The sequence below is a fragment of the Candidatus Palauibacter sp. genome (assembly GCF_965197445.1).
Lineage (GTDB): Bacteria > Gemmatimonadota > Gemmatimonadetes > Palauibacterales > Palauibacteraceae > Palauibacter.
The window spans coordinates 82,943-108,243 of the sequence record NZ_CBDANE010000002.1 but is presented as its reverse complement, the minus strand read 5'-3'; the positions used below and the strand labels follow the sequence as shown (position 1 = coordinate 108,243).

The 25,301-nt window shown below is 66.3% G+C and carries 19 protein-coding genes; 7 read left to right on the top strand and 12 right to left on the bottom strand.

The features are described from left to right. Positions 1-34: 34 nt before the first annotated feature. Positions 35-259 carry a hypothetical protein gene (locus tag ACN9M6_RS00530; protein ID WP_419160962.1) on the bottom strand — a complete coding sequence of 75 codons (225 nt, stop codon included), beginning with the start codon at positions 257-259 and terminating at the stop codon, positions 35-37. A gap of 685 nt (positions 260-944) precedes the next feature. On the opposite strand from ACN9M6_RS00530, the gene ACN9M6_RS00525 reads away from it, so the two are divergent. Further along, the gene (locus ACN9M6_RS00525) at positions 945-4,175 is read left to right on the top strand and encodes an amidohydrolase family protein (protein ID WP_419160961.1); all 3,231 of its coding nucleotides are present in this window, start codon (positions 945-947) and stop codon (positions 4,173-4,175) included. 22 nt (positions 4,176-4,197) lie between these two features. Here ACN9M6_RS00525 and ACN9M6_RS00520 read toward each other — a convergent pair whose 3' ends face one another. From ACN9M6_RS00520 to ACN9M6_RS00500, 5 genes are all read right to left on the bottom strand, one after another. Further along, a complete protein-coding gene (locus ACN9M6_RS00520) occupies positions 4,198-6,444 on the bottom strand; it encodes a fused MFS/spermidine synthase (protein WP_419160960.1) in 2,247 nt (748 codons plus the stop codon). A 4-nt stretch (positions 6,445-6,448) separates the two neighbouring features. Further along, positions 6,449-6,832 carry a type II toxin-antitoxin system PemK/MazF family toxin gene (locus ACN9M6_RS00515; protein WP_419160959.1) on the bottom strand — a complete coding sequence of 128 codons (384 nt, stop codon included), beginning with the start codon at positions 6,830-6,832 and terminating at the stop codon, positions 6,449-6,451. Continuing rightward, entirely contained in the window at positions 6,829-7,029 is a 201-nt protein-coding gene (locus tag ACN9M6_RS00510; protein ID WP_419160958.1) for a hypothetical protein, read from the bottom strand. Before ACN9M6_RS00510 ends, ACN9M6_RS00515 begins: the two co-directional genes overlap by 4 nt. A gap of 31 nt (positions 7,030-7,060) precedes the next feature. Next, positions 7,061-7,852: a hypothetical protein gene (locus tag ACN9M6_RS00505; protein ID WP_419160957.1), complete on the bottom strand. Its 792-nt coding sequence runs from the start codon at positions 7,850-7,852 to the stop codon at positions 7,061-7,063. A 213-nt stretch (positions 7,853-8,065) separates the two neighbouring features. After that, complete coding sequence (locus ACN9M6_RS00500) at positions 8,066-9,106, bottom strand: oxygenase MpaB family protein (protein WP_419160956.1); 1,041 nt, start codon at positions 9,104-9,106, stop codon at positions 8,066-8,068. A gap of 459 nt (positions 9,107-9,565) precedes the next feature. Between ACN9M6_RS00500 and ACN9M6_RS00495 the strand changes: the two genes are divergently transcribed. Further along, on the top strand, positions 9,566-10,918 hold the full coding sequence (locus tag ACN9M6_RS00495) for an amidohydrolase family protein (protein WP_419160955.1): 1,353 nt from the start codon (positions 9,566-9,568) through the stop codon (positions 10,916-10,918). Between the two features lie 7 nt (positions 10,919-10,925). Next, positions 10,926-14,114 (top strand): efflux RND transporter permease subunit, encoded by a 3,189-nt coding sequence (locus ACN9M6_RS00490; protein ID WP_419160954.1) that lies wholly within the window; start codon positions 10,926-10,928, stop codon positions 14,112-14,114. A gap of 4 nt (positions 14,115-14,118) precedes the next feature. Here the strand turns inward: ACN9M6_RS00490 and ACN9M6_RS00485 are convergent, their stop codons facing one another. Genes ACN9M6_RS00485 through ACN9M6_RS00475 form a run of 3 tightly spaced genes read right to left on the bottom strand, consistent with a single transcriptional unit; the run spans position 14,119 to position 16,621 of the window. Beyond that, on the bottom strand, positions 14,119-15,093 hold the full coding sequence (locus ACN9M6_RS00485; RefSeq protein WP_419160953.1) for a phytoene/squalene synthase family protein: 975 nt from the start codon (positions 15,091-15,093) through the stop codon (positions 14,119-14,121). 11 nt (positions 15,094-15,104) lie between these two features. Continuing rightward, positions 15,105-16,469 carry a M24 family metallopeptidase gene (locus tag ACN9M6_RS00480; RefSeq protein WP_419160952.1) on the bottom strand — a complete coding sequence of 455 codons (1,365 nt, stop codon included), beginning with the start codon at positions 16,467-16,469 and terminating at the stop codon, positions 15,105-15,107. Beyond that, entirely contained in the window at positions 16,466-16,621 is a 156-nt protein-coding gene (locus tag ACN9M6_RS00475) for a hypothetical protein (protein ID WP_419160951.1), read from the bottom strand. Before ACN9M6_RS00475 ends, ACN9M6_RS00480 begins: the two co-directional genes overlap by 4 nt. 90 nt (positions 16,622-16,711) lie before the next feature. On the opposite strand from ACN9M6_RS00475, the gene ACN9M6_RS00470 reads away from it, so the two are divergent. The 4 genes from ACN9M6_RS00470 to ACN9M6_RS00455 are packed head-to-tail and all read left to right on the top strand — an operon-like array spanning position 16,712 to position 21,415. Further along, a complete protein-coding gene (locus ACN9M6_RS00470; protein WP_419160950.1) occupies positions 16,712-18,010 on the top strand; it encodes a pyridoxal phosphate-dependent aminotransferase in 1,299 nt (432 codons plus the stop codon). Continuing rightward, positions 18,001-18,969, top strand: a complete 969-nt coding sequence (locus ACN9M6_RS00465) for a hypothetical protein (protein ID WP_419160949.1) — start codon at positions 18,001-18,003, stop codon at positions 18,967-18,969. Before ACN9M6_RS00470 ends, ACN9M6_RS00465 begins: the two co-directional genes overlap by 10 nt. Positions 18,970-18,971: 2 nt before the next feature. Next, entirely contained in the window at positions 18,972-19,781 is an 810-nt protein-coding gene (locus ACN9M6_RS00460; protein WP_419160948.1) for an ABC transporter ATP-binding protein, read from the top strand. Continuing rightward, a complete protein-coding gene (locus tag ACN9M6_RS00455) occupies positions 19,778-21,415 on the top strand; it encodes a hypothetical protein (protein WP_419160947.1) in 1,638 nt (545 codons plus the stop codon). The genes ACN9M6_RS00460 and ACN9M6_RS00455 overlap by 4 nt, the downstream gene beginning before the upstream one ends. 13 nt (positions 21,416-21,428) lie before the next feature. On the opposite strand, the gene ACN9M6_RS00450 is transcribed toward ACN9M6_RS00455, so the two are convergent. From ACN9M6_RS00450 to ACN9M6_RS00440, 3 genes are all read right to left on the bottom strand, one after another. Further along, a complete protein-coding gene (locus tag ACN9M6_RS00450; protein ID WP_419160946.1) occupies positions 21,429-21,995 on the bottom strand; it encodes an SRPBCC domain-containing protein in 567 nt (188 codons plus the stop codon). 71 nt (positions 21,996-22,066) lie between these two features. Further along, on the bottom strand, positions 22,067-23,986 hold the full coding sequence (locus ACN9M6_RS00445; RefSeq protein ID WP_419160945.1) for an alpha/beta hydrolase family protein: 1,920 nt from the start codon (positions 23,984-23,986) through the stop codon (positions 22,067-22,069). Then, a complete protein-coding gene (locus tag ACN9M6_RS00440; protein WP_419160944.1) occupies positions 23,983-25,293 on the bottom strand; it encodes an FAD-dependent oxidoreductase in 1,311 nt (436 codons plus the stop codon). Before ACN9M6_RS00440 ends, ACN9M6_RS00445 begins: the two co-directional genes overlap by 4 nt. Between the last annotated feature and the right edge of the window lie 8 nt (positions 25,294-25,301).

Sequence of the window (25,301 nt, the reverse complement as noted above, 5' to 3'; positions counted from 1 at the left end):
GCGGCGGTCGGGGTGCCTGTGCGGCTACGTCCGTTCAGGCAGTTCTTGGAGGGGGTGTGTCCGGAGAGGCGCGCGACCGAATCGGAGCGGCGCTGCCCTGAAGCGTGGGGTCCACCGCTTGAGTGAACTCGCGGAAACCCGACCCGACCGCCGGGAGCGAGGCCTGCAGCACGATGGCGCAGCCCATCAGCGAGTGGCAGTCGGCGGCGGCGTCCGAACCATCGCTCGGGGCATCGAGGAACGCGGTCATCCCCGCCATCTGGTGGTCCTCTGCGTGCTCGTGCGATCCCGCCTGACAGAGCGACGCCCGCCCGTACGGCAGGACGAGTACGACCAGAAGCAGGGAACCGTGGCGAATCGGCGCATGATCCTAGTCTACGTCGCCCGGGTCCCCGGGTCGATTCCCGGTTGTTTCCGCTTTGCGAAGCCTCCCGGGGTGAGTCCGCCAGCAGGTCCTCTCGCTCGCGGTCCGTCGGGAGGGTCAACTGATTCTTGGATGTCAGCTTCGAATACGCGCGGGCGAAGAGGCCCCAGGCTGAAGTGCTCACCGGGGCTCTTCTTTTTCCTGCATACAGGTCGACGCGCAAACAAGGAAACACAAGGAAACATTACGCTGGCGCGACCCGCCACCCTCTCTTCGGGGTGGACGAAGGGGACGTGGAACGACTCCACGCCCGCCGCCGTCGTCTTGCTGTCGCGGGTCGAACACGATTGCGGAACCAGCTTCGGATCGAGGCCCACCACCAAGGAGGATTCCGTGTCCAGGTCACGCAGTGTTCCCGTCGCCGTTCCCGCCATCGTCGCTGTGGTCGCCAGTCTCTGCCCCGGAAGCGAGGGAGGGTTGCTGGCCCAGGACTCCGGCGGAGGCTCCCGAACATGGGCCTGTCACCGCCGCGTACGGGGCCACGCGCGAGATCGACTTCACGACCCGCGAGGGCACCTGGATGTCGGTGGACGTCGCCCCCGATGACGGCTGGGTCGTGTTCGATCTCCTCGGTCATGTGTACCGCGTGTCGGCGGAGGGAGGCGAAGCCGTCGCTCTCACGCAGACCAGCGGCGTCGCGATCAACTTCCACCCCCGCATCTCGCCCGACGGCCGGTCGATCGCCTTCGTGTCGGACCGTGGGGGCCAGAACAACCTCTGGGTCATGGACGCCGACGGCGGCAACCCGCGTCCCGTGTTCGAGGACATGAATGGCGATCAACTGCGCGTGGTTGAACCCACGTGGACGCCCGACAGCCGCTACATCGTCGTCCGCCGTTACGAGCTGGCCGGCGCGCGGGCACGCGGGATCTGGATGTACCACCGGGACGGCGGGGAAGGGGTGGAGTTGGTAGGCGACGAGGTCGAAAATCCGTCCTGGCCCTCCGTCTCCGCGGACGGACGCTATCTTTACTTCCACGTGAATACGCCGGGGCAGGGGGTGGCCTTCGCCGAGGCGGGACTCGGCGGATTCGACGGGTTCGACGACGCGGCGGGACCGCCAGGCGCGGAGCGGGACGCGCTGCAGGGGGCGTACAACCTGCGTCGCATGGACCTCGGGAGCGGCGAGATCATCTCGATCACTCACGGGGAACCGTCGCGTCAGTACCGGCTCTCGAGCGGGGGCGCGTGGGCGCCGGAGGTGTCGCCGGACGGACGCTGGCTCGCCTTCGCCCGGCGGATTCCGGACGGGACGATTCTGTGGAAGGGACACGAATACGGGCCGCGCACCGCGCTCTGGCTGCGCGACCTCCGCACGGGCGCCGAGCGCGTGATCATGGACCCGATCGAACGCGACATGGTCGAGGACACGAACACGCTGCGCGTCCTGCCCGGCTACTCGTGGTCCCGCGACGGTCGCTCGATCATCCTCGCTCAGGGCGGGAAGATCCGCCGACTGCACGTCGAGAGCGGGGAAGTAGGGACGATCCCCTTCGAGGCGCGCGTCCACCGCGTGATCTCCGAACAGGCCTATGCGCCGCTGGCGATGGGAGATGACGCCTTCCGCGCGCGGTTCACCCGCTGGCAGGTCGGATCCCCCGACGGACGGCGCCTCGCCTTTCAGGCGGTCGGCAAGGTGTGGGTCATGGACGTTCCCGCGGGAACGCCCCAAAGGTTGACTCCGGATTCGTTCACGGACTTCGAGTACTCCCCGGCGTGGTCGCCCGATGGCGAGTGGATCGCGTTCACGAGCGTCGACGAGGCGGGCGGCGGCCATCTGTGGAAGGCCCGGGCCGGAGAGGGCGGTGGAAGTGCGGCCCCGACTCGACTGTCGGACGAGTACGGGGAATACAGCCAGACCGTCTGGAGCCCCGACGGCGAGCGCATCATGGCGGCGCGCGGCTCCGGAGTGACGGCCCGCACCCGCACCTACGCGCACGGTCCCTGGTTCGACATCGTCCTCTTCCCGCCGGACGGGGGGGGCGCGACGGAAGTGACCCGTGTCTCCGGACCCACCCTGTCCACGCGCACCCAGTTCGTGCGCCCGTCGTTCGGGCCGGACGGGAGGATCTTCTATCCGCAGCTGGGGATGGAACGCGGCGAGTCGTCCACCCTCGTATCGGTCCGCGCCGATGGGAGCGACCGGCGGGAGCACGCGAGCTTCCCCTTCGCCGACGAGATCGTGATCTCCCCCGGTGGAGACTGGATCGCCTTCAACGAAGGGGACAACGTGTACTTGACCCCACTCCCCGCCGGGGGCACCGCGGGCGACCCCGTAGTTGTCGACAAGAAGAATGGGACGCTCCCGGTCCATCGGTTGAGCCGGGCGGGAGGCCTCTTCCCCTCGTGGCGGGACGGGCGGACCGTCCAGTTCGGGAGCGGTCCGACGTACATCGCGTACGACGTGACCACGGGACGGGCGGACACGACGGAGATCGACCTGCGGGTGCCGCGCGACTTCGCGCCGGGAACGATCGCCCTCACCGATGCCCGGATCATCACGCTCGAGGACCGACAGGTGGTCGAGTCCGGCACCGTACTCGTGCGCGATGGCCGCATCGCCTGTGTCGGGGAATGCGACACGACGGGGGCGGACCGCGTCGAGTCGCTGGCGGGCAAGACGATCATCCCCGGCTTCATCGACATGCACTCGCACTTCTTCCGCGAGTACCGCGGCATCATCCCCATGAAGGCGTTCGAGGCCGCGGTGCCGCTGGCCTACGGCGTCACGAGCAACATGGACAACTCGATGTGGTCGCAGGACGTCTTCCCGGCGGCCGAACTCATCGAGGCGGGGATGCTGATCGGGCCCCGCACCTACAGCACCGGCGATCCGCTTTACCTGGGCGACGCCGCGCGCCAGAACGACATCACCTCGTACGCGGTGGCGGAGGAGGAGATCGAGCGCCTCCAGTCGTGGGGTGCCGTCTCCATCAAACAATATCTCCAGCCTCGGCGCGACCAGCGGCAGTGGGTCTCGGACATCGCCCGCCGGCGCGGCCTGATGGTCACGTCACAGGGCAACGACCTTCTCCACAACCTGACGAAGATCATGGACGGCCAGACGGCGTGGGAGCATTCCCTGACCTACGCGCCGATCTACGGGGATGTGGCGAAGTTCTTCGGCCGGGCGGAGGCGGTGTACTCCCCGACCTTCAACACGCGGGCCGGGCCCTGGAGTGACGAATACTGGTTCGGCGAGAGCGATGTGTGGCTCAAGGAGAAGCTGCGTGCCTGGATGCCGTGGCAGCAGCTTGTCGGCCACACCCGGCGTCGGGCGCTGCGCCCGAAGACCGACTACATCTTCCCCATCGTCGCGCAGGGCCTCGCCGACATCATGGCCGAGGGAGGCCGCGGCGCGATCGGCGGACACGGCCAGCAGCACGGCATCTGCTCCCACTGGGAGGTGTGGATGGCGGCCACCGCGCTCGGAGCCATGGGCGCGCTCGAGCTCGCCAGCGTGGAGGGGGCCTATTTCCTCGGGGCGGAGGACGACCTGGGCACCATCTCGGTGGGCAAGCTCGCCGACCTCATGGTGCTGAGCTCGAACCCGCTCGACGACATCCGCAACACCGAGGACATCGCCTATGTGATGAAGGGTGGGCGGCTCTATCTCGGGGACACACTGGACGAAATGTGGCCGCGGCAGAAGCCCTACGGCGCGCGCCCGTGGGTGAACGCGGATGCCCTCAGAATCGGCCCGGTGCCGGTCGACATCTGGGATTCCCGAAGCTCCGGCGGCCCCCGGTAGCGCCTCGGCCGCGCGCGGTGGGTTAGTCGCGCGCCGGCATGAAGAAGGCGTCATTGTCCGAGACAATCGGCCCCTGACCGATGTAGCTCGTCAGGTCGGGACCGACCATTGCGATGTAGCCGGCGATGGTCTCCGGTGTTCCGAGGTCCCGCACGATCGTCGGGTTGGCGGCGGCCCGCGCAAGGAGCGACTGCAGCACCACCGTCGTCAACGGCTCGCGTGTGGCGACCACGTAACTATGCGTCGATCCCGTGGACCATAGCGTCATATTGGGGAACACATCCCAGACTGTTCTCAATATGTTGCGATAGTCGCGTTCCCGGACGCCGTGGACGGGAATCCACTGCATGAATACCCCATCTTCGGCGAGCCGGCTCTCGATGAGCTGGTAGAACTCACTCGTAAACAGGGCCCACGAACTCGCGTTCGCGGGGTGCGTCGCGTCCACCGAGATAATGTCGTACAGGTCTTCGGTCCGAAGGAGGTAATTCCGTCCGTCCTCCACATGCAGCCGAAGCTGTTCACTGTCGAGGACGTTGTAGTTCTCCTCCGAATAGACCGCCGCGGCCTCGATCATTTCCGGAGAGAGATCCACGGCGTCGATGACGGGGATCCCGTGCGTGTTCAGCGTCCCGGTCGCGATCCCGTTCCCGAAGCTCAGTACGAGCGCGTTGCGGGCCCCGGGCCGGAGCAGGGGGGGCAGGTGGCCGAGCAGCCGGAAGGCGGACATGCTCGAGCGGTCGGTCGGTACTTCGTCGCGTCCGTTGACGAAGGAGATCTTGAAGTTGTCCTCGGGCACCTCGAGTACGGCGACCGTGGTCTCGACACCCTCCTTGTAGAAGATGAGCCGGTCGGTCTCCGTGTAGTACGAGCCGAGGTAGAACCCGGTGGGAAGAACCGCGACGGCCAGGATGACGGCCAGGGTCGTGCCCGCCGGTGCCCACCGCAGCGCCCGCCGGCCCCTGCCGTCGAGCCACATCGCGCCCGCGCCGATGGCGAGGTTCAGCACCGCCAGCGCCACCGTGGTGTTGCGGAGTCCGAGGAGCGGCACCAGCACGAACCCCGCGCCGAGGGAGCCCGCGATGGCCCCCACCGTGTTGAACGCGTTCACGCGGCCGATGCGCAGTCCCACCGCCTCGGCCCTCTCGCGCGTGTACAGGCTCCCGACGACGGGGAACAGCGCCCCGAGGAGCAATGTGGGCGGAAAGAGGATGACGAACGCGATGAGGAACTCGTACGGGACGGTGTAGCCGCCAAACCAGTCCTCGAAGTGCCACGCCGGCAGTCTCGCAAAGGTGTGGAGGATGACGACGGCCAGCAGCCCGATCGCGAGTTGGAGCGCCCCGAAGTGTCGCAGAGCCGCTCGGCGCCGCCGCAGGATCCAGCTGCCGCCCGCGCTCCCGAGCGCCAGCCCGGCCAGGAACACCGTCAGCATGAGCGAGAACGAGTACGCCGCGTGCGAGGTGTGGATGTACAGAATCCGGGCCCACACGATTTCGTAACCGAGCGCGATGAAACCGGAGACGCCGTAGGCGAGCGCCACGTAGCGCAGGGCTCGCGCCGAAATCGGCAGTCCCGGCTCCGCGAGCGTCGACTCTCCTCCCGTCGCCGCACCCGCCTGTCCTCCGTCCATGGCGCCCACCGCCTCCCGCCCTCGCGCCAGCCGGGGGATGGCGAGGGCGGCCGCCGCCACGAAGAGGTTGATCGCCGCGCCGAGGAAGATCGTCTCACGCGCCCCCAGATACCGGAGGAACACGAGCCCCGTGAGGACGCACCCCAGCGCCGCGCCCGCCGTGTTGACGAGGTAGAGCCGCCCCACATCGCTTCCGACCCGGCCCCCGTGCGTCGCGTAGACGCGGCTCATGACCGGGAGCGTGGCGCCGATGAGGAAGGTCGCTGGCGTGAGCACGGCCAGCGAGAAGACGAGCCGGGTAAGCGTGAGCCAGAAGCCTCCGGCGGGCAGGGCGTTGCTGAGCCCCGGATACACGCCGTGCAGCGCGCCGAGCAGGAACGGCGAGAGGGCGGCGAGAGCGGCGATGCCGGCTTCCAGCAGCGCGTAGGTGCGCAGGGGCCGCGCGTGGGCGTCGATTCGCTTGCCCATGACGTAGCTGCCCAGCGCGAGGCCGATCATGTAGGCCCCGATCACGGCGCTGTAGGCGTAGACGCTGACCCCGAACGTGAAGATGGACTGCCGCACCCATGCGATCTGGTAGATCAGCCCGCTGATTCCCGACAGGAAGAAGAGGACAAGCAGAGACGCCCGCCGCACGGAGCTATCCGGCTCCTTGCGTTGGGCGCGGCGCGGCCAGCGGCTTGCAATCCGCACCGATTACATAGCCGACCGCTGCAACGAGGGCTGTCATTCGGACTTGACTGACCTTTCCCAGACGCGAGAGGGGTTGGACGAAATCACTCTTCCGGATGAGTGTGAGAGCCTCAGCCTGTGCGACGCACGACTTCGCGAGCCCGAAAGTTCCTTTGCGAAAAAATACGCAATTCGGCAGGTCGCGCCTCTGCGCCAACCTTCCAGTCGTGAATGGCACAGCGAGGCAGTAGTGACCGCGGTTGAACGTGGACTGAGACAGAATTACGAAGGGCCGCGTCTTACGTGATCCGTTACGGGCCAGATAGATTTCGCCGGGGAGTACTTCACTCAAAACGGGTTTTCCGAAGCCCAGTCGGCGCGCGCGGACGCCGCCAGATCAGCCCACGCCTCTTCTTCACCGTAGGTGCGCTGACCGGAATCCGTTATCGCCGACGTCTCGTAGATCGCGGGCATCCACTGTCCGGCCGGCTCATTCTGGACGTCAGATGAAGCGTCGGTCACCGGTAGGAGACTGCCGGTCAAGGTCACGCGTGCCTGCTTTGTCGAATGTCTCATGATCCTATCGCTGGTCTAAGCCGGCTTGGTCCAGGAACGGCAAGAGTACCGATTCCGTGTAGTCGATGGTGTTCGTCAGGTATTCGCTGGGCGGGGATTGAAAGCTGCGGATCGTGCCAGGGTCGATGTGAACTGTCCCATCGGGGGCGGCGGCAACCTGGGGCCACTGAGACATCACTTCCAAATAAAGTGAACGCGGATCCTGGCGGAGTACTTCAACCGATACATCACGCTTCGGGTTGGATAGCTCCGCGCCCTGGGTGAACTCCGCAGCTACGGTCTCGTACTGCAGCGCCATGAAGGAGAGCCTGCCGTCGTCGATTGGACGACCACTCTTCGGCAAATGCAGAACATCTCTGCTCAGAAACGAAATGGCCGAGTCACCCGGCGCATGCACCTGTCCGCGTATGCGAGCTTCAGCAAGAACCCGCTGCCACCCGTCTCCCAGGACCGCAAAGGCTGCGTCGCACGTCGAATCGAAATCATCGAAGACCAGCTTGTTCGAAGCCGGCCACTCGTAGCGTAGCAACAACCGAATCGGCTGCTGATGCGCTTGTTGGCCAACCTCGACGGTGAGCCGTTGCCGGCCTTCTTCACGCGTGAGGTTGATTGAGAACGTCCGTTCGCCGCCGGGCTGTGACTCACCGGGCTGATACCTGAAGCCGATGTCGTCGACACCAAGGGCCTCGCACACGGCCGAGTGAATGCTCATCCCGATCTGCCGCGTGAGGTTCTTGGGCGGTCCAATCAGGAAAGCAAAGCTCAGGCCTCGAGTTTGGTACGAGTTCTTCAGCATGCAAGGCGACTAGTCAGGATGTGACCCAATGGCCGACGACGGTTTCGTCCGGCCACACAAGGTGCCGAAGTTAGTCTAGTCCGGCAGGTTCGTCCAACGCGGAGATGCCCGGAAGCGTGTTGCAACCCGGCATTGAGATCGTGATCGAAGTCGATCTTGACGCACCGGTGTGCGGACGCACCGGCCGGTCTTACGACGGGCTGTCGACCAGGCTCACCAACTGATCGATTTCGACGTGTGGACGTGATCGGGCATCTTGTAGCTCAACCCTTCGTCGTCGTACACGGAGATCTGGAGAAGCTGCGTGAAGTTGTGTGCCCGGACCCGCTGGATACCTGCCAGCGTGCGCAGGAAGCGCTGCTTCGACCGATATTGGAGCAGTGTTCCTCTTTCCCAGAAAGACCGCTTCGGAAAGTCGAATGCGGTAGCGAGTCTCTCTCCTATGAGCGCCCGCGAAAGGCGGTATGCCAAACCCACCAGCTGTTGCTGCTCTTGCGGATCCTGAACATCCGCAACGCTCGGAATCGCCTTGATCAGCATGTTCGCCACGGTTATCGAATCGATGTCCGCTTCCGGTTCGCACATATAGCTGATCTTGTAGACCCTCTTTGCATCCTCGGCGGAGGTATAGAGGATGGTTTCCGGGATGCCCATGACGTACCCGGCGTAGCGCCAGACCTGGAGAACGCTCCGTTGTTCTTCTTCGTTGAACTTCGCGCCCAGCAGCAACGAGTATTCAATCAGGCGTTGAGAAAAGACGGAAATCGCGAAGCCAAGATGCGCCGCGCTTACCGGCGTACCCCAGGCGTCGTGGTCCCATTCCTCGGACTTGTTGAGCAAAGTCCTTATCCGCGTATGCACGAAACGAATGCGCGCGGACAGCTTCCACCCGTCACCGTCTCTGCCGAGGCCGCCAGGGAAGAAGATGTCCATCATGTGGCGGTTGTTCTGCTGCAGGCGTCTCTTGGTTGACGCCACCCGCCCGGTGATGTTGAACGACTTGGCAATCAGCGTGGAAAAGCCCTCCACGAGCACCCCGGTGACGAATGCGGCGAGCATGAGGTCCACATTCCCATGGAAGGCACGGATGCCGGGACGGAGGGCCTCGTAGTCGAGCCAGGGCGGCTCCTCGAGGTTGTTGAAGAAATTGCGCAGGGGCTCCGGCGCGGTCTTGAGAACGTCATCGTGCCCCTCGATGCCGGCGCCGATGAAGCGGTGGAGTTCGCCGGGAGGCATCGAGGAGAGTTCCTCCATGATCGGATCCAGTTCAGGATCGCCGATGCCCGTGTGCTTGACGTAGTTGTCGACAGCCTCGGGATCGGTTGGCCGACCCGTCCTGTAGCCCTCCGCGTACGCCGTCGGAACGTTCACTGGATTCGACCTCCTGGAAACTTTCCTTCAGGCTCGCCTGAGCCTCGGTCCACCTTTCAACATAGCACCCGCCCGTGGAAACGCCGGGCTCCGGCGCCGTGTCGGCTGGCCGGGTCGGCTCCGGCTCCGCCTGCTTACCGTCTCGCTGGCCGCGGCTTCCGAGCCTCGGCGATCCGGGCTGGCCGTCTCATCGACGGATCCGGTCCACACAACATTTCAACATAGCACCCGCCCGTCTACCTGTGCCAACGCCGGGCGGATCCGGCGCCGTGTCGGCTGGCCGGGTCGGCTCCGCCACGACAGTTTGCCGGGTTCCGTCCACCCGCGATCGAGGAGCGTCCGATGCGAACCAGGCTGACTACCCTGCTTACCGTCTCGCTGGCCGCGGCTTCCGCCGTCCCGGCCACCACCGCCGCGTCGGCGACGGCCCAGGAGGTGACGGCGATCCGGGCTGGCCGTCTCATCGACGGATCCGGGGCGCCGGCGCGTGACGACCAGGTCATTATCGTCCGGGGGGAGCGGATCGAGGCCGTGGGCGACGCCGCGTCCGTCTCGATCCCGGCGGACGCCCGCGTCGTCGACCTCAGCGGCTACACAGTGATGCCCGGTATCGTCGACGCGCACGCGCACCTCTCGATTCGGCCCGATATCCGCACCCTCCGCGGCCAGCTGGAGGGGATGGAGGAGCACGACGCACTGCAGATGGCCCGCATCGTGCGGAACATCCGCGTCCAGCTCATGTCCGGCGTCACCAGCGTATACGTGGTGGGCGAAGTTCACTACAACGACATCCAGGCCTCGCAGGCGGTGGCCGAAGGCGTCCTCCCCGGGCCCCGGATCTATCCCAGCGGCAACTTCATCTCGACCACGGCAGGCCACGGCCCGGCCGAGTACCGCACGACCAACGGACCGTGGGAGATGCGCACGTTCGTCCGCCAGAACTACGAGATGGGCGCGCATCATATGAAGCTCACCATCACGGACAGGGCCCGGGTGGGCCCCAACAACGGGACGCCATACGCTCCGGGCGAGAGCAACTATACCAAGGAGGAGATCGACGCGGCGGTCAACGAACTGCACCGCCTGGGGATCGAGGCCACGGCGCACGCCAACGGCGAGTCGATCCGGCTGGCCGTCGAGGCCGGCGTGAACTCGATCCAGCACGGGGGCAACCTCAACGAAGACCTGATGGACCTCATGGTGAGCCACGACGTGGGTTTCGTGAACACCTACACGATCGGATACCAGAGCGTCTTCAACGAGTGGGGCTTCCTCGACAATGAGGCGGAGAACATCCGCGACTGGCTGGAGCGCGGCCGTCAGGTGCATGAGCGGGAGCTGGCCCGGAACGAGGGTCGCGCGCAGCGGCGCCTCGATCGCCTCGGACAGCTCCGCCAATCGAAGGAGAAGGGCGTAAGGGTCGGTATCGGTACGGACAGCATGCACGGGTTCATGCCCCTGGAGATGGAGAACCTGGTCGCGGCCGGGTTCACGCCGATGGAGGTGATCACTGCCGCCACGGGGTTGAACGCGGAGATCGTGGGGATCGGAGATGAGGTGGGGACGATCGATGCCGGTATGTTCGCGGACATCATCGCGATCGATGGACGACCCGACGCGGATATCCGTGATATCGGCAACGTTGCGTTCATCATGGTGGGCGGGCGCGATCACTCCGGCCTCAGCTTCAGGTAGGCGGAACGTGACCGAAGACAGCCGCATGGAGAGCCGCCGGGGCCCGATCGGCTTCATGGCGAAGAACGGCATCGCGGCGAATGTCGTCATGCTGTTTCTCGTAATCGCCGGCCTCAGTGCGGCCCGCAATCTGGTCCAGGAGGTCCTGCCCGAATTCTCCCTGGACCGCGTCCAGATCGTTGTACCCTATCCCGGCGCCGCGCCCGAAGAGGTGGAGGAGTCCATCGTCCGCCGGATCGAGGAACAGATCCGGGCGGTCGAAGGCCTGAGGCGAGTGGAAGCCACCGCCTCCGAGGGGCTCGCTTCGGTGATCGCGGAGTTCAAGGCGGGGACGGACCTCGGCCGCGCCCTCAACGAAGTCAAGGCCGAGGTCGACCGGATTCCAACCTTCCCCGCCGCTGCCGAACGCCCCGAAGTGCGGGAGATCACGAGTCGGCAGAGCGTCGTCCGTCTCCTCGTGTACGGCGATGTCCCGGAGCGTACGCTGAAGGAGTTGGCATACGATATCGAGGAAGGACTCTCTTCTCTCCCGGAAGTGTCCCTGGCCGAGACCAACGGCGCCCGCCCGTACGAGATCTCGATCGAGCTGCCGCTGAGACGACTTCGGGCCCTTGGTCTGACGCTCGACGATGTCGCGTTTGCCGTGCGGCAGAGTTCGCTGGAACTGTCCGCCGGCAAGGTGTCCACGGAGGGCGAGGAGATTCTCGTCCGTACGCTGGGGCAGAACTACGACCAGGCGGATTTCGAGGACATCATCGTCCTCACTCGCCCGGACGGCACGTCTGTCAGGCTGGGCGACATTGCGACGGTCCGTGACGGTTTCGCGGATATTGACCTCAGCGTGCGCTACAACGGACAGCGCGCGGTGCGCGTCGATGTGTACCGGACATCGGGCGAGCAGGTGCTGGACATCGTCGAGGCCATCAAGAACTACCTCGCGGCCGATGTGGTGCCGAGCCTTCCCGAAGGCGTCTCCGTCGAATTCTGGAAGGATGATTCCGAGCAGGTCAGCGGGCGTCTCGGCCTCATGATCAAGAACGCGCTCATCGGATTCCTTCTTGTTTTTGGAGCGCTGGCCCTGTTCCTGCAGATCCGGCTGGCGATGTGGGTAGCCGTGGGCCTGGCGGTCTCGTTCCTCGGCACGTTCCTGGTGATGGGGTTCCTGGACATCTCCATCAACATGTTCTCCATGATGGCGCTCGTGCTCGCGCTGGGCATCGTCGTGGACGACGCGATCGTGGTGGGAGAGAGCGTCTTTGGCGAACGGGAACGCGGAGCGCGAGGCCTGACGGCAGCCATCCGGGGGACGCGGCGCGTCAGCATTCCGGTCATATTCTCGGTCCTCACGACCATAACAGCCTTCGCCGCGTTGCTGAACGCGCCCGGCCCGCAGGGGCAACTCGGTCGGGGCATTCCGCTGGTGGTCATCACGGTGCTCCTGATTTCGCTGGTGGAGTCGCTGCTCGTGTTGCCGAACCACCTTTCGCATCTGAGGGCGCCCGGCGACAGACAGCCCTCCGCCGCGTACCGACAATTGCAGCGAGCTCAACGGGCTGTGGACCGGCTAATGAAGCGCATCGCGGAGGGCCCGCTCGACCGTGGGCTGCGGCTCGCAACCGATCAACCCTCCATCGTCATCGCCTCCGCGGTCGGGTTGCTGGTCCTCTCCCTGGGCGTTCTCGCATCGGGCATCGTCCCGAACCAGTTCCTTACGCCCATCGAAGGTGAAGTCGTCTCGGCGAACGTGGAGATGCCGGTGGGGACGCCGGCGGAGCGCACCGCCCGGGTCGTTGCGGAGGTCGAGGCCGCGGGGCGCCGGGCGGTGTCGCGCCTCTCGGAAGACCAGGGCGAGGACGCGGAGTCGCTGAGCTTCGACGTGGCCGTCACGGTCGGCGAGCTGGCGGCGCTCTACGACCCGTTGGGAGGGGACGCCGTGCAGGCTCCTCGCGGCCACCTCGGGACTGTCCAGTTCAAGCTGCGCGACTGGAACCGGTACGGCATCGCCTCGTCCGCCTTCGAGCGAGCGTGGCGGAATCAGGTCGGACCTCTCCCGGAAGTCAAGTCCCTCTCGATCTCGTCGAACCTGCTGGGACTCGGCCTGCCCGTCCACTTCGAGCTTTCCCATCCGGACCCGGCGCGTCTTGACGCCATCACAGACGAGTTCACCACGGATCTGGCCGCCATCGACGGAGCATTCGACGTTCGGAGCAACCTCGACGACGGGTTCAGGGAGCTTCAACTGGAGCTGAAGCCCGGGGGCCGCTCGCTGAACCTGACCCTCGATCACTTCGCGGCCCAGGTGCGGTCCGCCTTCTTCGGGGCGGAAGCGCTGAGAGTGCCGCGCGGCCGCGAGGACATGCGGGTGTATGTTCGGCTTCCCGAGGAAGAGCGCAACTCGACGACCGACGTCGAAAGCTACCTTGTGCGGACGCCGGGTGGAGAGGTGCCGCTGGGGCAGGTCGCTTCCGCCCGGTTCTCCCGCTCATCAGCCGCCATTCACCGGGTCGACGGACGACGCGCCGTTACGGTCACCGCCGATGTGGACCCCAGGATCAGCACGAGCCAGCAGGCCAACGCAACGCTGGAGAGCGATGTCCTTCCGCGCCTGACCGCCGGGAACCCGGAGCTTGCCTACACCTACGGCGGACAGAGAAAGGAACAGGACGAAGCGGTCGCCGTGCTGGGCAGGTCGCTCATTCTCGCGCTCCTCATCATGTACGCGCTGATGGCGATCCCGTTCGGGTCGTATTCCCAACCCCTCATCATCATGGCCGCCGTCCCCCTGGGTGCGATCGGCGCGCTGGCGGGGCACGTACTGCTGGGCCTGAGCTGGGGCCTCTGGTCTCTGTACGGGCTGGTCGGAGTTTTCGGCGTGGTCGTGAACGACTCACTCATGATGATCAAGTTCATAAACGACCTGAAGGCATCAGGCCTGGGGTCGGCGGAGGCGATCATCGCCGGAGCCAAGGAGAGGTTTCGGGCGATCATGCTCACGTCGATCACGACCTTCCTGGGTGTGGCCCCGCTCGTGTTCGAGACGAGCACGCACGCTCAACATCTCGTGCCGCTGGCGACGTCGGTCGGTTTCGGCGTCCTCATCGCCACTCTCCTCCTGATGCTGGTCGTACCGGCGCTGGTCATGGTGCAGTACAACGTCGCGGAGTGGAGAGACAGCCGCCGACCGGCGCGCGCGTAGCGTCCTATGCGCCTCGCTCGGCGAGGCGGTCGCAGTACCAGTCGATCCACCGGTTGGAGAACCCCATGATCCTGGCGTGGCGCGTGATCGCCACGACCTCGCGGCGCGTCATTTTTGTCTCGCGGTCCAGCACCTCGGGGTTGGTGCGGCTGATCGCCAGCGTACGGACGGCGAAGAGAAGCGGCAGCAGGCAGAACAGGCGCACGCGGTGATGCCGCTTCGGGATCATGCGCATGTAGGCGCGCGCGGCGGCCAAATGGCCGTCGGCCTTGCTGACGAGCCGGCCGAGAACCGTCATCGCGGCCTCGTGGTTGGCCGGTTCGAACAGTTCAGCGGCGCCCACGTCCGTGTCGGGGAGGAAGGAGGCCGGGACGTACACCCACCCACGGTGGCGGTCTTCGTGCAGCCCGCGAATGACGTTCACGGTCTGTAGCGCCAGGCCGAACTCGCGTCCGAGCGCCATCATGCGCTCCCGCTCGTTACCCAACCCGGAGAGCCGGAGCACGAACAACTCGGTGAGCAGGTGACCCACGCGCCCGGCCACCTCGTGCATGTAGTCGTCCAGGTCCGCCTCGGTATGAAAGACCGATCCTCGAAGCGTCCAGCGCGCCATCCCGGCGCTCGACCGCCGAACGTGACGTACCAGAATTTCGTGAGCTGCGGGCGCCAGCCGGTCCAGTCCGTCGAGCACGGCCTTCGCGTGGCGGGCGACGAGGGCATCCGGCGTATCCTCCCCCGACTCCCCAAGGCGCTCGATCAGGGCTTCTCGCTCTCCACCACCGTCGAGGACGCGTCTCCATTCGTTCAGGAGGGCGACTTTCTCGTCGTCGCGGAGTTCCTGGTTGTCCTCGAGATAGTCGGATACGCGAAGGAGCAGATAGGCGACGGTAATCTCGCCCCGAAGTGGATCGGGGAGGATTTGGATTCCCACCGCGAACGTGCGGCTGGACCGCACGAGAAGATCCTGAAGAGTGGTCATGGCTGGATTGTTCAGGACACGGTCCGCCCCGCGACAGGATCGGACTTGATCAGGAGCAGTCGGCTGTTCGCGGGATAGAGCCACTCCGCGCCCCGTTGCGTCACCACCGCGTCATCCTCGAGCGGCACGCGCAGCTTGGCCCCGCCCCACTCGGGGATGGGGGTGTACGCGAACAACTCGATCGAGAGCAGATTCGAGGGCACGACTTCGAACGTGAGACGGCGCGGATTCCAGGTCGCGATCGAAGGACCGATTCCGTGTCCCAGGTTGCCGACCGAATGATGCCCCTCCCATGTGACGTCCGTCTGCGGGCCGTCGGTCGGCTCGTTGAACGGAATGGGATTGAACCCGGCCCCCCGCAGCGCGGCCCCGATCCGATCCATGTTCTCGCGGGCCGTGATCCCGGGCCGGATCGCGCGTCGCGATACCGCTCGCGCGGCCATCGCCTGGTCGAAAGCGTTCTGCACGCCCGGCATCGCTTCGGTTTCGCCCGGCCGCAGAACGTAGGCGACGCGCTTCATGTCCGTGCAGAAGTTCAGGTGGCAGACGCCCCAGTCGATCATCATGACGTCGCCCCCCTGGATGATCCGGTCGCTGGAGCTCGCCTCGATGCCGTTGGGTCCCGTGATATAGATGGACGGGAAGCCGAAGGAGGACCCGAGCCCGCGCTCGAGCAGCCGGTCCATGAGCCACCAGGCGACGTCCTTGAGGGAGGTGACGCCGGGCGTGATGACCTCGTTCGAGAGCGCACGCTCGGCGAGTTCCCTGGAGATCTCGCCCGCCTCCGCGAAGCCCGCGATCTCGGAGGCAACCCGCCGCGCCCTGAAATCGGAAACGAGCTTCTCGGCGGAAACGAACCGCGACGCCCAGGGTTCGCCCAGCGTCTCTGCCAAATGGTGGTAGCTCGTGTAGGAGAGCCCGTCCGCCGCCCCGATGTTCTCCCCCATGTTGAGGCCGATCCGCTCCGGGTCGCGTTCGGCGACGAACGCCCGCAGGTCGAAGTTGCCCGTGACGATGTCGTAGGCACCGTTCCCGGCCAACAGGTAGCCGCTGATTCCCAGGGCGGCGCGCTCGATCCGGTCACTGCCGCGGTCGGTGAAGATGTAGTAGCCGATCGGGTTCACGTACCCGGGGCCGAAATCGGGGGTGAGCGGATCGTCGAGCCCCTCGCGGCGCATCGTGATCCACATATCGATCCCGTTCTCGCGCATGACCTCGGGCAGCACGATGTCGAACTTCTCGCGCCGCATCTGGTTCATCCGCTCCCAGCGCCGCCGCGCCTCCTGCGCCTCCGCCGGAACCGGAAGCAGGGGAAGCAACAACAGCGCCCAGAGTCCGGCGCTCGCGCTCCGGCCCTTCAGGATGTTTCGATTCATGGATCCTCCGAGGTGTCCTGAATTCCGTAGCGATGCGGCTCGGACAACTCGACGCCGTGCTCCGGCCCGAAGTACCGCTCAAAGACTTCCGAGGGTCGTGCCCGACCCTCGGTATCCTCCCGCGAACCACTGTTGGTCCTCTTCTTCTTCATGCAGGCATCGTATGGGGCAGCGTATGACGCATCAAATGGACGGAGAACTGATCCACTGGCACCCGGGAAGCGTCAGGGACATTATCGGGCATGCCCGTCCTAGCGCAGCGCCTCGCCGATCTGGGGACCGAGAACGCGTTCAAGGTCAACGACGACATCCAGGTGTGTCTCGACCGCGGGATGGATGTCATCCGCTTCAACATCGGGGCGCCGGACTTCCGCAGCGCGCCCCATCTCAATCGGGTCGCCGTGGCCGAGCTCGAGGCCGGCAACTCAGGGTACTGCGACGCTGCCGGCCTCCCGTCCTTCCGTGAGGCGATCGCGCGCCATGTTTCGGCCACGCGCGAGATTCCCGTGGGGGCGGATCAGGTCGTCGTCACGCCCGGGGCCAAGCCTCCGATCGGCTACACCTTCCAGACGTACGTGGACCGGGGTGACGAGGTCGTCTACCCGAGTCCCGGATTCCCCATCTACGAGTCGTGGGCCACCTTCGTCGGGGCTCGTCCCGTGCCTCTGCACCTATCCGAGGAGAAGGGCTTCGCGTTCACGGCCGACGACCTCGGGGCGCTCCTCACCGAGCGCACCCGGCTCATCATCCTCTGCTCGCCGTCGAATCCGACCGGAGCCGTGCTCTCGGCGGAAGATCTTGCGGGCATCGCGGCGGTGATCCGCGAACGCTGTCATCCGGACGTCCGGATCTACTCCGACGAGATCTACGAACACATCCTCTTCGACGGCCTCGAACACCACAGCATCGGCTCGCACGAGGGGATGGCGGAGAGGACGGTCATCGCGAGCGGCCACTCGAAGGGATTCGCCATGACGGGGTGGCGCCTGGGCTGGGCCGTCCTGCCAACGGAAGAAGAGGCCGACGTCTTCAAGCAGTTGAACATCAACATCATGTCGTGTGTGCCGCCGTTCCTGCAGGAAGGGGGACGGGCGGCGTACGAGGATCCGGCCACGGTCGGCGTCGTGGGGCACATGGTGGGAGCGTTCGAACGGAGACGGGACTTCATCGTCCCTGCGCTCAACGCGATCGAGGGCCTGCGCTGCGAGCTGCCGAAGGGGGCGTTCTATGTCTTCCCCAACGTGTCCGGCATGTGCGAGCGTCTGGGGGTGTTCGAGGCACACGACGCCATGCCCGCGGAATCCCGCGCCCGGACGACGCCGTCTGGGATGCTGCAGATGTTCCTGCTCTACCGGTACGGCGTGGCCACGATGGACCGGGCCTCCTTCTGCCGCATCGGCTCCGAGGGCCAGCACTTCCTCCGCATCTCGATCGCGAACAGCATGGAAGACATCGAGCGCGGCGTGGCGCGCGTCGAGCGGGCCGCCGACGATCCGGACGGATTCCGGGAGTTCATCGAGACGGAGCGCCTGTGGGACTGAGCAGCAGCGCCGCTCGAACGCAGCGGGGCTTTCGCCACGGGCTGCCAGGGCCCGCGGTCGCGGCCCTGTGGCTGGCCGTCGGCGCGAGTGCGGCGGCGGCCCAGTCCCGTTCCAACGTTTACGCGGGTCTCGTACTTGAAGCTCCCGCCGGCATCGAGGCGGCGGCCTTCGGGAACGCGCCCTACCTGCTTGGCGGCGGAGCGGAGTTGATCTTCTACGCGCCCGCCCTGATCGGCCGCGCCGATGGTCTGGCGGCGGGACTTCAGCGATACGGATCCGAGGGAACGCTGGCGACGCTCGCCGGCACGGGGTCGGTGGGACTCGGGGACTTTGCCATCGGCCTCCAGTACCTCCGCTACAACACCGAAGGACTCCCCCGGGCGCCGGACATTCAGTGGCCGGCCGTCACGGCGGACGGCCCGCCATTGACCGAGTTCGTCGCTTCGCTCGGCTATGCGCGGGAACTGTTCGCCGCGGTGGACGTCGGCGTCGTGGCGAAGTACCTGGAGTATCAGTTCGTCAGCCGGACGGAGCGTACGACCTTGCTGGACGTGGGTATCGCGCGAGAGTTCGGACCGACCATGGTCAGTCTCGCCGTCCGGAACCTGGGATCGGACCTGGAACTCAGGGGGCGAGGGCTCAGGATCCCGACGCAGTTCGTCATGGGCATTTCGACGGAGGGCTTCGAGGTCGGGGAACTGGACATGTTCCTCACCAGCCAGGTCGCCCGGCGGCGGGACGGCGAGATCATCCCGGCCGGCGGTGTCGAGATCTCCTACTGGCCCGTCCAGGGCTACACGTTCCGCCTCCGCGCCGGACTCCAGCGCGTGGTGGAGGACCGGAGGAGCCCGTTCACCTTCGGTCTCGCGTTCACGGGCGACGCCCTGACGCTCGAGTACGCGTTCCAGGCCTTCGACGTGGCCGGAAACGCGCACCGGTTCGGCCTCAGCTTCCGCTGACGTTGATCGAGACCCGCGGTCTGACCCGACACTTTGGCGCGACGAAGGCGGTCGAGGATCTCGATCTCCGCGTCGAACCCGGGGAGATCCTGGGCTTGCTGGGGCCCAACGGAGCCGGCAAGACGACGACCGTGAAGATCCTCACGTGCATGATCAAGCCGACGAGTGGTTCCGCATCGATCGCCGGTTTCGATGTCGAGGAGGATCCGTTGGAGGTCAAGCGCCGGATCGGCTACGTCCCGGAGGCCGGGGCGTTGTACGAAACGCTGACCGCCGGCGAATACCTGACCATGATCGCGAACCTGCGGGGCATCGACGGAGAGCACGCGAACCGTAAGGTCAACGAGTTGCTGGACCTATTCGACGTTCTCGATGCGCGGGACCGGCGTCTGGTCGGGCACTCCAAGGGGATGCGGCAGAAGGTCCTGATCAGCGCCGCGTTGCTGGGCAACCCGGAGGTGCTGTTCCTCGACGAGCCCCTGAGCGGGATCGACGCGAACGCCGCCCTCGTCGTCAAGCAACTCCTGCGCGAGCTTGCCGCAAAGGGACGGACGATCCTCTTCTGCTCTCATATCCTCGAAGTCGTGGAGCGGATCTGCACGCGCATCGTGATCGTTAACGACGGCCGGAAGATCATCGAGGGCGTGCCGGACCACATCGCCGCCGAGGCAGGCGCGAAGAGCCTCGAGGAGGCGTTCGCCCGGCTCACGGGCGTGAGAGATGCCGCAGAGGTGACCCGAGACCTCCTTCGAGCGCTCGAGGACTCCGTTCCGGCCGCCAACACCCCGGAGTCCGCCGAGGGTCCGGCGTGAAGCTCCCGGCACGGCTCGTCGGGCGGTGCGTCGAGGCGCTCGGGGCGGACTACGCCCAGTGGCGGGTGCTCACGCGCGTGATGCTGAAGACCGACTTCCGTTCCGCCTCTGCCATGCAGATGGGCTCGTCCGCGGCGCGCGAAGGGGCCTCCAGGCAGTGGGTCGCGGTACTCCTGTATGGCTGTTTCGGCCTCTACACGCTTGCCGTGACCCTGGTGCTTCCGGATCTCTTCCTGTCGGCCGTGTGGTCGTTGAGCATGGTAGGACTCCTCGTAGCGATGGTCATTCTCATCGACTTTCGATCCGTCGTCATTTCGCCGGCCGACTACGATATTCTCGCCCATCAACCCGTCTCATCGCGCACGTATTTTCTCGTCAAGCTCACCAACGTCCTCCTCTATTCGGGGATGATCGGCACCCTCGTCGCGGCACCCACGTGGATATTCCTCATTGTCAGGTACGGCCTCGCGGCCGGCGTGCTGTTCCCCGTGATCGTGGCCGCCACCGTTGCCTGGACAACCCTCGCCCTCGTGTCCGTCTACGCAGCACTCCTCCGCGCCGTTCGGCCGGCCCGATTCGACCGCATCCTCTCATACATCCAGGTGTTGCTCGTGACGAGCGTCGTGGCCGCGCCGCTGCTCCTGGGGGAATTGGAGGATCGGCTGGAAGCGGTGGAGGTCGGCACGTCTCCCGCCTTGTATGCCCTTCCCGCCGCCTGGTTTGCCAGCGCCCTGCCGCTGGTCCACGGGGAGTGGAGCGTGACGGGAGTGCTCGCCGTCCTGACTGCGGCCGGAAGTACCGTCTGTCTCTTCTACATTGTGGGCCGGCGCCTGTCGCTTTCCTACGCCGAGCGGATGGGTGCCCTGCTCACCGCCTCTGGCTCCGACCGCAGCAAGGTCTCGCCAAGGCGGCCCGCGAGGCGCCGATTCCCCGTGGAGTCGCGGGCAGTGGCCACGTTGATGAAGGGCAACTTCAGACACGACAGGAACTTTCGGATGACGGTGTTGAGCATCGTTCCGATGACGCTGTTCTACGTCTATCTGTCATTACGCGAAGGGTCGCTGCCCGATCCGTTCGTCGATCTGGGGTTCGGAGCCGGCGGCCTCTGGACGATCCACTTCGTGGCGATCGGCGGGCCGCAAATGTTGCTGGAGAGCCTCTTCCGCAGCGATTCCTTTCGTGCCGGCTGGATCTTCTTCGCTTTCCCGGTGGACCGCGCGAGACTCGTCACCGGTGCGGGTCACTGTATCGCGCTGTTCGTGCTCATCCCGTACCTGGCGATCCTGGCCGGGGTCTTCGTGTGGGCCTTCGGGGATGTCCTGCACGCCGTCGCGCACGCCGGAGTTCTGGGGCTGGTTTCCAACCTGGCGGTTCAGTTGAGACTGCTGCTGGCGCCGCGCCTCCCGTTCTCCGAGCCACCCGCCAAGGGCGGCTTCAGCGCCGGCGTGTTCACGGCGATGGTGATATCCGGGATCCTGATCGCGCTGCTCCCCCTGCCCCTCCACGCCGCGTACGCAAGCACTGCCGCGACCGCCTCGACCATCGTGGCGCTGGTCATCGCAAACGCCCTGACGCCCCGGCTCGTGGCCCGCCGAATCGCCCCCCGTCTCCAACGCCTGGAGTTCGCGGGCTGACAGCTGGCTCGGATCAGGTCGCGTCTTCCCCCGTGTAGAAGGCAGCCACCCGGTCGGCGGCGGCGCGCGCCGCTTCCCGGTCGGTTCCCAGGGCGATGGAGGCCTCACACCACGCAGCGCCGCTCCGGCGGGTGAAGTCCCTCCCTTCCTCCGAGGCGATCCACGCCTCCGCCGTCTCCGGGACGACCGAAGGGGCCGGGGAGAAGTGCTGATCGAGTCCGAACAACGCCTGGTCCCAGCCGATCCCGACCGCCCCCGGCCCGAACTCTGCCCAGAACTCCTGCGGGAACTGCGCGAGATGTTCGAGGCGCACCTCGGTTCGGCCACCCGGCAGTTCCGATAGCGTCACGGTCACCCAACTGACGTCTCCGTGCATTCGCCACGTCAGGGCGAAGCGTCCCGGCGGTTCACACGCGAGGATCTCGCCGCCCGCATTTCCCTCCAGTTGGTAGCTGCCGCCGGCGCGCAGGTCGCCGGAAATCGGCAGGAACCACTTCGGGATCCGGGTCGCGTTGGTCAGGGCGTCCCACAGGTCCTCCCGATCCACGCCATAGACCCTCGCCGCAACGAGCGCGTGCACGGATTTGCCCTCATGCTCGCGCTGGCTGAGCTCGCGCGTGACAGAGCCCACCGGTCGGGTGTCGGCGTGGTTCAACGGTCGGGCCGGTTTTCGGAAAAGCCGATGTCGTCCACGACGACGGTCCCGGCGGCGGTGCGGTCGAAGAGAAGTCGAATCTCGCGCGGGCGGGCCGGATCGAAGGCGGGATTGGCTTCGACGAGATCCGAGAGCGGGATGGAGAACGACTGGAGCACCAGTTCCCACTGATTGTCGAACGAATCCGCGTCATTGCGACGCCGCACCACGGTATCGAGGGGCCGGCGGACAGGCCCGTAGTCGGATAGCCGCACGCTCGCCGACTCTCCGTCCGCGTCGGTGACCACGACGGACAGATCCACGGGTTCCTCGTCCTCGTCCCGATCGTCGTCGCCTCGTCCGGCGGAGGGGGCGTTCGCGTCGTCGCCCTGCCCCTGGTCTTCGTCTCCGGCGCTGCGCGGCCCCGGCCGGCCCTCCACCGCCCCGACCTGCAGGTCCAGGCGAGAGCCTGCGCCCAGCCCCCAGTCCGCGCCCAGCCCGGCGGGCAGCGCGATGGCGTAGCTCGCGGGCGCCCCCAGGGCGTCCTCGTCTCCGGCCACGCGGTTGTTCCAGCCCAGCCGGAGCGCGTTGTTCTGCTGCGAACTCGACGACGTCGGCCGGTTACGCGAACGGAGGTCGAGTAGCTCCTCCCGCCAGACCCCGAGCGAGTCCCCCTCCAGAGTCACGCCGGTGGCGGTCCCCGTGGTGACGTCGATGTCCTCTTCGAATGTGGCGAGCGGGCGGAAACCGCTCGATTCGAACTGCGTGATGTACATCGTCTCGGGCAGCCAGCCGCCGATCGCGCGATGGTCCCGGAACATCGGCATGTAGTCGGGCTGGCCGCGCAGCACGGTCTCGAGGAAGGCCGAGATATAGATCTTCCCGAACTCACGCTGGGCTTCGCCGTCGATGAGTCCCCGCAGATCGAGCCGTCGCGCGCTACGGGGCCCGTTGTCTTTGTTCCCCCAAACGGTGTTCCACTGGCCGTGGTTCGCGCGGTACATGTAGATCGAGGTCTTGAAGTAGTCCCCGCCGTCGGTGAACTCGAGCCGGTTGAACAGGCGCAGGCCGTGGAAGCTCGTGACGTCCCCGTCGTGCGAGCCGTGGAACACCATGTAGTTGACATTCTCGACCGGGACGAGACGTCCGGTGGGCAGGTACTGACCGTCCACCGGGGCGATCGCGATGATCCCGCGGATCCCGTGATTGAAGTCGAACTCGAGCGAGGCGTCGTCCGGATATCGCGACAGCCGATTGAAGGCCGCGGCGTGTCCCACCGCTTCGCCCCCGCGCGAATGTCCGATGAGGGCGATGCGGTCGAAGTCGATCTTGCCATGGAAGGGGGTGGACTCGTCCGCCGCGAATTCCTTGAAGGCGTCGATGTGTTTGAGGAGGAACCAGCCACGCCCGTCGTTCTCGTTCCGGATACCCCCGTTGATGAAGTTCATGTCGACGGACGCGAAGACGTAGCCGCGGCTCGCCAGCAACTCGCCGAGATATCCGTAACCGGGGTCGGAGAAGTCCTTCATGTTGTGGTTCCCGTGGACGATCAGGACCAGCGGGAAGGGGCCCTCGCCGTCGGGATACCAGGCGCGGCCGTTGATGGGAAACGCCTTCGGAGTGAAGCCCCAGTAGCCGTTCCGTTCCTTCGCCGACTCGCCCAGCGACACGAGTTTCGAGGCATCGACGGTCTCGGTCACGATCGAGATGGAGTCCCGGTACTCGGGCCGGCGCCGGTCGGTCCCGCTCCCGTAGTAGAGCCGCTGCACTTCGTAGGATCCGGGAAGGGCGGGATGATCCGCCTCCAGCCGTTGCCCGGCCAGCACCGTGGCGTGGTCCGACGGGGTCAGCCGGAGCGGGCCGTAGCATCCAGTCACCGTGATCGCGGTGACGACGGCAGTGACGGCGGCCGCAGCGAAGGATCGCCGCGCGTTCAACCGCCCAGATCCTCCGGGTCGGGCTCCCTGCCTTCCGACGCTTCCATCGAGAATCTGAACTGCTCCGCCAGTTCCGGATCGTCCTCGATCTCCAGGACTCGCTTCGCGATGTACTCGCCGAGCACCGGCCCCTGCTTGAACGACTCGGCGGTCCCGAGACCGGCGAGCCACACGTTGTCGAAGTCGGGGTGCTTGTCGATGAGGAAGTTGCGGCTGGGGCCGAAGCAGTAGTGGCAGGCTCGTGTCTCGTTGATCGCCGCTCCCACCATGTCGGGGAAGTACTGCTCGAGGATCTGGCGGGGGCGCTCGTGCGCCTCGGGAGGCACCCAGCGGTCGCTCGTGTCCGGGTCGTCGCCCTGCTGCCCGCCCGTCCGCACGCGGAAGCCGCGGTGATCCGGGCCGAGGGCGGGCCAGCCGGTACAGCCGGGCACCCCGTAGCTCGGCATGTTGGGGAACATGAAGCGCGGGTCCGGCACGGCGTAGTAGAAGACGTTGCCGATGGGGATGCGGATCCGGTCGCCCACCAGTTCGGGGAAGGTCTTCCCGATCCAGGGGCCGACCGCGAACACGAAGGTGGAGGCCGCGAGAGACTCGTCGCCGATCGTCACGTCGCCCAGGCGGCGGCCGTCCGACTGCCCGGGAGCGGCTCTCGCGATCCGGATCTCGCCGCCCTCCATCTCGAACCGCTTGGCGACCGACTCGATCGCCCGGCGCGCCCGGACGACGCCCGCGTTGGGTTCGTAGAGTCCCAGGGAGACGCTTTCCGTCCGGATCCAGGGCCAGCGGCGGTTGATCTCATCTGTGTCCAGCAACTCGTAGTCGACCCCGAGCTGGTCCCACTGGGCCATCGTGTCTTCGATATAGGGGACCATCTCCTCGCGCAGGATGAGATCGCCCGTCTGGTAGAAGACGCGCGGCAGGAGGAGTTCCTGTCCCTCTTCATCCCACTGGATCCAGCGCCGGATGGCTTCGTTGGCCCACCGATTCCAGACGAGGCCTCCGGGGCGGCCGCCGTACGAGGAGCGAACGCCGCGCGTCTCCCCACCGGACGTGGAGCGCGAGTTCCCGGGGCCGTATGCGTCCAATACCGTCACGGTGACGCCGAGGCGAACGAGGTTGAGGGCCGTCCAGATGCCGAAGTTGCCCGCCCCGATCACGACGACATCGGGGGCCTGGCCGGCGGGTCTTCGCAGGGGGGTCGTCCGCGGCGCGGGAGTCGTTCCGGCGAGCGGGGCAGCGGATCCGAGCGACAACCCGGCCGCCCCAGCCGTGGCTGTCTTCAGAAAGTCGCGTCGATCAATCGCCAATTGCGCCG